Consider the following 7287-nt stretch of genomic DNA (forward strand, 5'->3'; position numbering starts at 1 on the left):
TTAAACTATACCAAAAGTTGAGGTGTTTTTCTTTTATTGTGATGTTGTCAAGGAACATAATTCAGCTGCCAATGAGTGATACTGCAGTTAAATTAAAGCCTATTTTTGATCTGCGAAAGTTGAGTAAGTTAAAAATATCCGGGAAGTTTGATATTGCTGAGAAATTTTCTAATTAATTCATTGAGGGTTGATTAAAATGACGATGGAACAAATTATTGGGTCAATTGTTATTGTTATTTTGCTGGGTATTATTGTTTTTCGGCGTATTCTTAAATCCCGAAGCAGAAGGATTGAAGAAAAGGAGCAGGAAAAGAAAGAAGCCAAAAAAAGAGAAAAAAATATTCAGGCAATCAGAAAAAGAACTATAGGCGGCGAAACGTTAATAGACTATGCGACTTACGTATTAACCTTTAATGAAAAAGTGAAATATAGTCTCATAGCTGCGGCAGCGCTCTTTGGGGTTGCATACTTATTTTATGATAGTCTTATAGTTTCAATAATTGCAGCCGTATTTGGTTTCGTGTACCCGAAGATTAAAAAGAAGGATTTAAATGAAAAGCGCAAGGATGAATTAACATTACAATTTAAAGAAGCAATTTCCGCTTTATCATCATCCCTGGCTGCAGGCCAATCCATTGAAAATGCATTTCGGGATGCCTTGAAAGATTTGAAACTACTTTATCCGGATAATGAAACATATATCATTAAAGAATTCAACTTGATCAATAGAAGAATTGAAAATGGTGAAATCGTTGAACGGGCGATTAATGACTTTGCCAAACGTTCAGACGTTGATGATATCAAGAATTTTTCCAATGTGTTTATAACATGTAAGCGAACAGGCGGGGATTTGGTAAAAGTCATAAAACAGACATCAGATATTATCACAGATAAGATTGAAATACAGCAGGATATTAAAGTTCTTGTCTCGCAAAAAAAGTTTGAATCGAAAATTATGGCTGTAGCCCCTATTGGGATTATATTATTCCTGAAAATGTCATCGCCTGATTTTGTGGCACCGTTATTTGATTTTAGCAGTCCTGGACCAATCATTATGACGATAGCATTAGGTTGTGTTGCGTGTAGTTTATTGATCAGTCAAAAGATAATGGATATAAATGTTTGATCCTGAGGTGAAAGGAGGGGATAAACTTGGTGATAAAAGTTCTTATAGCTGTTGTCCTGTTTGTTGTATTGTTTGTAACCTTAAAGCAGAAGAAAATCTATGAAAAGTTCATATCTACATATAAGGAAGATATTACATTACCTGTGATTGCACCATTTGCCTTTACGGTTATAGACAAATTAAATCTATACAAACGTCTCCCTAAGCTCATTAATTTTATTCACCAGAAAATGATTACATTAAAGGGAAGTAAACTTTCGGGTGACCATACAAGGATTTATTTGGCTAAGATTATTACGGTATTAACGCTGTTAGTTCTGCTTACACTTGCAGGTGTCGAAGCGAGTGAAGGAGGTAATGAAAATTTACTGTATGGACTCATATTAACGGTTATCGTTGGACTTTTTCTGGTAAAGGATTTGGATAAAAAAGTTAAGCAAAGAAAAGATTCGATATTAATTGAACTCCCTGAATTTGTAAATAAAGTCATCCTCCTTGTGAATGCCGGGGATACAGTGCAGGGAGCTTTCAAAAAGTGTGTAGACCAAAATAAACATAGAATATTTGACTCACCATTGTATTTTGAACTGAATGAGGCAGTTAACAAAATGTCTGCAAATACTTCATTTCAGGATGCATTGAAGGACCTGAACTACCGGAGTGGTATACAGGAAGTTTCCGTATTCACGACAACTGTCATGATGAACTATAGGAAAGGGGGAGCGCAGCTGACTGATTCCCTTAAGGAACTTTCAGTATCTTTATGGGAAAAACGGAAAACTGTCACACGTATTAAAGGGGAAGAAGCGTCATCGAAACTAGTGTTTCCAATCATTTTTATATTCGCTGCAGTTCTCTTAATTGTAATATATCCTGCATTGGCAGTATTTTAAATTTTAAAAGGAGAGGATTATAATGAACCAATTGTCAACATTTTTTAAAAACCTTTGGAATGACGAAGAAGGACTGGAGACCGTAGAAATTCTACTGATATTATCAGTGCTTATAGTCATCGCTATCATGTTTAAGGGTAAGATTACGGAATGGGTTAATGCTTTGTTTGAGGATATTGACAAAGAAATACTTAACTAATCACGGATTTTGGGGTGACAAAGATGAAACCCTTCTTAAAAGAGGATCGGGGAAGCTTTACTTTTGAAGCGACCCTTGTTTTCCCCGCATTCCTGATATTCGTACTTGCGGGGGTATTCTTTTGTATTGTAATATTCCAGATGGGGACCGCCCATTACGTTGCACAAAAAGCGGCAAGTGAAGTTGCTTACACTTGGAACAATTCGCATAAAGACTTGGAAACAGGTGAGTTTGATAAGCAGTATTACACGGGTTTGGGAAATGATGGGGATGATGGTTTATACTGGCGTATTTTTGATAATGGTGTTTTACAGACGTTTGGGTTAGAAGGGGTATTCAATGCAAGAAACGAAGGTGTTAAGTTTGAAAAAATTAGGAATGCCAGATATAAGTATAATAATCCTTTAGAAGTAAATGTGGAATATAATAACAGTATTATATATAGTGAGGTAGAAGTGACAGCCGAGTCGGAGTTATATCTGCCATCATTTCTTAAAAATATGTTAGGAAACGGGAGTAACTCATTGGAGGCTACTTCGAGTCGTGTCGTTACTGAAACACCTGAATTAATACGCACATTTAATTTCTCAAAATATTTATGGAAAGCCACCGGGTTACAGGATGCAACGAATGATATCATTAATTCAACTAAAGAATTTTTTGGTGAATAATCAGTTGGAGGGAAGCAACATGAAACAATTTATTAAACTACCATTGCTACTTTTATTAGGTTTATTTATTATTGCTGGCTGCTCTGATCAGGAAAACGAAGAAGGTCAGACGGATGAACAAGAAAACAATGCCGAGGAAACAAGTGCTGAACAGGAAGAAGAGGAAGAAACAAGTGAAGAAATTGATGAAAGCTCAGAAGGCTCTAGTGATAATAATGATACCCATGTAGAACACCAGGAAGGCCTTCAAATGGGTGAAACCGGGATAGTTGAAGATAATGAAAACAATAAATATGAAGTCACTTTAAATTCGGTTGAGTATGTGGATGTAGTCGGAGGATTAGATTCAGAAGGTGATACTCATGCAGTGGCGAATATGACTGTGAAAAACATAGGTGAAAATACTTTTAATGCCGAAAATATTTATGAACCTGGCTTTGGGCCAGATGGCGAACTTCAGTCATCATTAAACTCAGTATTAATGGATGTAGATAATGTTGAACAGGATTTATTGGAAGGTGAGATAGCACCGGGTGAATCAGTTACGGGTGATCATGTTTTTGTAGTAGTTGAAAAAAAGGATAATTATTTATTTATAATAGGTGGAAGCGGTCATCAAATAAAAACGTATGCAAATTGGGAGGTTGCCGAAAGTGAAGTAGAATAAGTACAACTAACTGGCATTCTAAAAACAATTCAAAATCGGGGGATTTGTTGTATTGTGGTAATTGATAATCATTCTATTTATTTCGGATGGGGGTGATAAATTGAAAAAGTTTTTCAAGCGTCTTTTATTTAAGGAAAAGGGATCAGTATCAGTATTTGCAATTCTGATCATCCTCCCAATTTTCCTACTTAATGCCTTGTTTATTGACACGATACGTATCATTTCTGCAGAACGTCAGATTGAGAACTCTATTGATACTGCCCTGCGTTCAACGATGGCAGAGTTCAATGAAAAACTGGCTGCCGTTGGTTTGTTCGGTTACAGTGGAAGTCAGGCAGAGGCACAATCAGACTTTCAGCATTATCTAAATGAACAAATGTATTCCTCGGGAGGACTGAATGGTGCGTTCACTCTCGCGAAGCCAGATATACATACTGACTCAGCAACAGCATCATTTGATACAGGCCGCAATCTGGTTGATTTGGATGTCTTTGAACACCAAGTGTTGGAAAGCATGAAATATCAAGCACCAGCACAAATTGGTGAAGAAATATTTAATTTGGTCCGAAATTCCGGCTTAGATAATTTTTCTGAGGAAGATGCTAATAGTGTTGAAGAATTGTCGGAGTCCTATGAGGAAATATTTGAGTTAGCAGATAAACGGAATGAGAAGATTGATGATGCACGGAAAGAAGTAAAAAAATATATCAGCATGATTAATAAAAATGGCCAATTGTTAGACATTATTGGTCCCCCCAATCCTGATTTGGACGAAAAAATACCGAATAACATCGAAAACACGGAAGAGTTAATCTTTTATAATGAGCGTTATCACGAGTTAACTGATGACGAAGGTGACGATAACGAAGATGGTGATGATGAAGAAAATGAAGAGGAACAGCAGGAAATCGAGAACTATGAAAAAGCACTCAGCGAATTAAAAGGTGACCATTTGGATAAGTTTGATAAATTCAGGTCAACTCGGTCGACCATAAACAGGCTATTATTTGGTACGGGACCCGCTGCCGGTTCACCAGACAACTATGGCCCATCCTCCGCTATGGATTACAATGATCAAATGTCGGACATCATGGGAGATATCAATTTCGAAGACTTTGACATAGATGAACAAGCTCAAGAAGAAATTGACAAGATGGAAAACATGATTTTGGATGAGGCTTTTTTTGATGATATTTATAATCGTATTGAAAAATTGGATGAACAATTCTTGCCAAATCAGAGTATGAGCCAAGAGGATGCGCTTAATGGTGGCTACGCTTCCAGGACTGTTGTTGAATTGGTGGACGGTTTCCACAAAATCATTGAAGATCATGAGGATGCTGCAACAAGTATTAAGGATACATTAAGGCAAAGATATAACAGCTATAGGAATGATGATGCAAAATTGTTACAAAGCCATTTAAATGATTATGATGAATCAAAAGAATTGATGGAGCAAAAAGATGGTTTAGAGGATATGGAAGATGAGGCTGATGACGCATACGATGATCTGTGGAATAAGATAACGGAAGCTGAAGATTTAGCCAGTGACCAAGCCAAATATGATCAATTGACAGCCATTATTTCAGAATATGATGCAGTAAATGGCAGTGGTGATAATGATGATCCGGGAAGAACTCAGTTTATTAAAGATGCATTCGATCGCTTTAAACAGTTTCTTACCTTTGTAAAAGAATTCCCGGAGTCATTCCGAAATCAGCTTTATATCAATGAATACATTATGGCGAATTATGGTACGAATGAACCGTATAGTTTAGGGGATTCAGCGTCTTATTTATACGAAAATAAACAGGCGCAGTTTATCACTTACGGGTATACCACAGCCGGAGCCAATTATGCAGCATTTATTAGAGATATCGCGATGGTTTTGTTTGTTGTGAGTTTAATTGACACAATTTTATTTGAGGGTGGATATGCGGGTCCATTAGGCGTTCTACGTGCAATAGTACGCGCCTTAATAGACACTGCTTCAGGTATTACTCAATTGACAGAAAAAAGTAAATATCCTTGGAAACCTTTAAAAATATCCGGACAAATTGAGATGACAATGCCATTATTTCTGCGCATTTTCATGATCATGAGATCAACTGCAGGAGACGGGTATAATAACAAAAAAATGAGACGACTGCAAGCAGCTATCACCTTGGACACAGACGTTCAACTGGATGAAAATCCATCATATATAAAAGGAAAAGTAAAAGGTGATGTTGATTTGCTATTTATTCCAGCACTGACAAATCTCATCCCAAACCAATCTGGAAGCCTGTCAGGAAATACTTATACGATTGAAAAGTCAAAAGTATATTCATATTAGGGAGGAATACAAAATGAAAAAGTTACTCATCATTTTACTTGCAGGTATTTTCATTGCCGGGTGCAGTGGTACTGATGGAGCGGGGGAAAATAGCGATGGGGGAGAAAGCGAAGGAAACCAGTTCGAAGAAGATAATGAAGGAGAAAATGAGCAATCGGAAGAAGACGGAAAGGAAGCCGTTTATCAAATTGGGGAAACTGCTCAAATCACTAGTAGCTCCTATGGTTTTCCGTATGAAGTAACAGTAAATGACTTTAAAGTAACAAAGGAAGTTGAAGGGTATTCTGTAGAAGACTTTTTTATGGAAGGTTCAGAGCCGAGTGAAGAAACAAGATTGGCAGTCGTTAATATCACTATGAAAAATACAGGGAATGAATCATTTGTACCTGATGAAAAAATCTCCGCTGAATTGATAGGAGAGCTCACTAGTGTATCATCAGAAACAAAGGTATTTACTGAAAGGAAGGAAGAGCTTGGTACAGATGAGGAAATAACCGGTAACCTTGTATTTGTAAGTAATACACTTTTTGATGATGGTCTTGTATATCTTATCTACGAGTTTGCGGATCCTGATGAGGAAGTTAAATTTGAATTGCCTGTCCCCGAAAAGTAAAAAAATTCCTGAGGGCTTCTGCTGCCCTTAGGAAGAAGTTATTCAAAAATTGAGTACTTTTTCCTAAGGGCAGTGTCCACCTGCTTTACAATTATGAAGTTACAGATGCTATTACGCTTTGAAAGAAGGTGAATCGATAACATTGAAGCTGCGTAAGGAAGATGGAAGTATAACAGTTGAAGCATCATTGATTATTCCGATATTATTAACGTTCTTACTATTCTTAATGTCATTAGTTAAAATATCAATTGCGGAAATGGCTTTGCAGGAGTCTGTTAGTGAAACGGCTCAAACTGTAGCACATTATTCATTTCTTTCCCTTGTTATTGAAGGACAAATAATGAATAGCACTGAAGGGTTTATTGATGATTTGACTGAAGAACAAAAGAATCGGTTTGGTAATAATGAGATTGCTAACCAGTTATTGGATAAAGTAAGTGATGGCGTAAAAAGCCAAATCCCTTCAGCCGGCAAACTCATTGATACACATGTGGCAGAGGGAGCATATGAAGAAGCTGTCAGAAACAAATACGAGGATAAAGTTGGTAATTCTGATTTTTTTAATCCTGGTGGAATAAAAATAATCGATCATAATTTTCCTCAATCGCAAGGTAATTCAGATGTAAGGATTGAAGCCGAAAATCAAATACATCTAGAAGACCGGTGAAAAACTATATTTTTTATCCATCAAAGATTCGGACAAAGACGAGGATTTTTCTTGGATTCCTTTAAAAATAAGGGAAATAAAGTGGTTGTCGTGGTTTCTTTCATCCCGTTTTTTCG

At 36.7% G+C, this 7287-nt stretch carries 8 protein-coding genes; all 8 read left to right on the plus strand.

Going from position 1 to position 7287, the window contains the following annotated elements:
* The first annotated feature begins 196 nt into the window (after positions 1-196).
* The 8 genes from E4U82_RS18915 (at position 197) to E4U82_RS18950 (ending at position 7171) form a co-directional block, all read left to right on the plus strand.
* Positions 197-1126 (plus strand): type II secretion system F family protein, encoded by a 930-nt coding sequence (locus tag E4U82_RS18915; protein WP_135111801.1) that lies wholly within the window; start codon positions 197-199, stop codon positions 1124-1126.
* Between the two features lie 29 nt (positions 1127-1155).
* Positions 1156-2019, plus strand: coding sequence for a type II secretion system F family protein (locus E4U82_RS18920; RefSeq protein WP_245183659.1), 864 nt, complete (start codon positions 1156-1158; stop codon positions 2017-2019).
* Between the two features lie 22 nt (positions 2020-2041).
* Positions 2042-2218 carry a Flp1 family type IVb pilin gene (locus tag E4U82_RS18925; RefSeq protein WP_135111803.1) on the plus strand — a complete coding sequence of 59 codons (177 nt, stop codon included), beginning with the start codon at positions 2042-2044 and terminating at the stop codon, positions 2216-2218.
* 23 nt (positions 2219-2241) lie between these two features.
* A complete protein-coding gene (locus E4U82_RS18930) occupies positions 2242-2889 on the plus strand; it encodes a TadE family protein (RefSeq protein WP_135111804.1) in 648 nt (215 codons plus the stop codon).
* 19 nt (positions 2890-2908) lie between these two features.
* Entirely contained in the window at positions 2909-3556 is a 648-nt protein-coding gene (locus tag E4U82_RS18935) for a DUF4352 domain-containing protein (protein ID WP_167751498.1), read from the plus strand.
* A 100-nt stretch (positions 3557-3656) separates the two neighbouring features.
* A complete protein-coding gene (locus tag E4U82_RS18940) occupies positions 3657-5891 on the plus strand; it encodes a hypothetical protein (RefSeq protein WP_135111806.1) in 2235 nt (744 codons plus the stop codon).
* 13 nt (positions 5892-5904) lie between these two features.
* Entirely contained in the window at positions 5905-6504 is a 600-nt protein-coding gene (locus tag E4U82_RS18945) for a DUF4352 domain-containing protein (protein WP_135111807.1), read from the plus strand.
* 142 nt (positions 6505-6646) lie between these two features.
* Positions 6647-7171, plus strand: a complete 525-nt coding sequence (locus E4U82_RS18950) for a TadE/TadG family type IV pilus assembly protein (RefSeq protein ID WP_167751499.1) — start codon at positions 6647-6649, stop codon at positions 7169-7171.
* The last annotated feature ends 116 nt before the right edge of the window (positions 7172-7287 follow it).

The sequence above is a fragment of the Lentibacillus salicampi genome, assembly GCF_004565465.1.
GTDB lineage: Bacteria > Bacillota > Bacilli > Bacillales > Amphibacillaceae > Lentibacillus > Lentibacillus salicampi.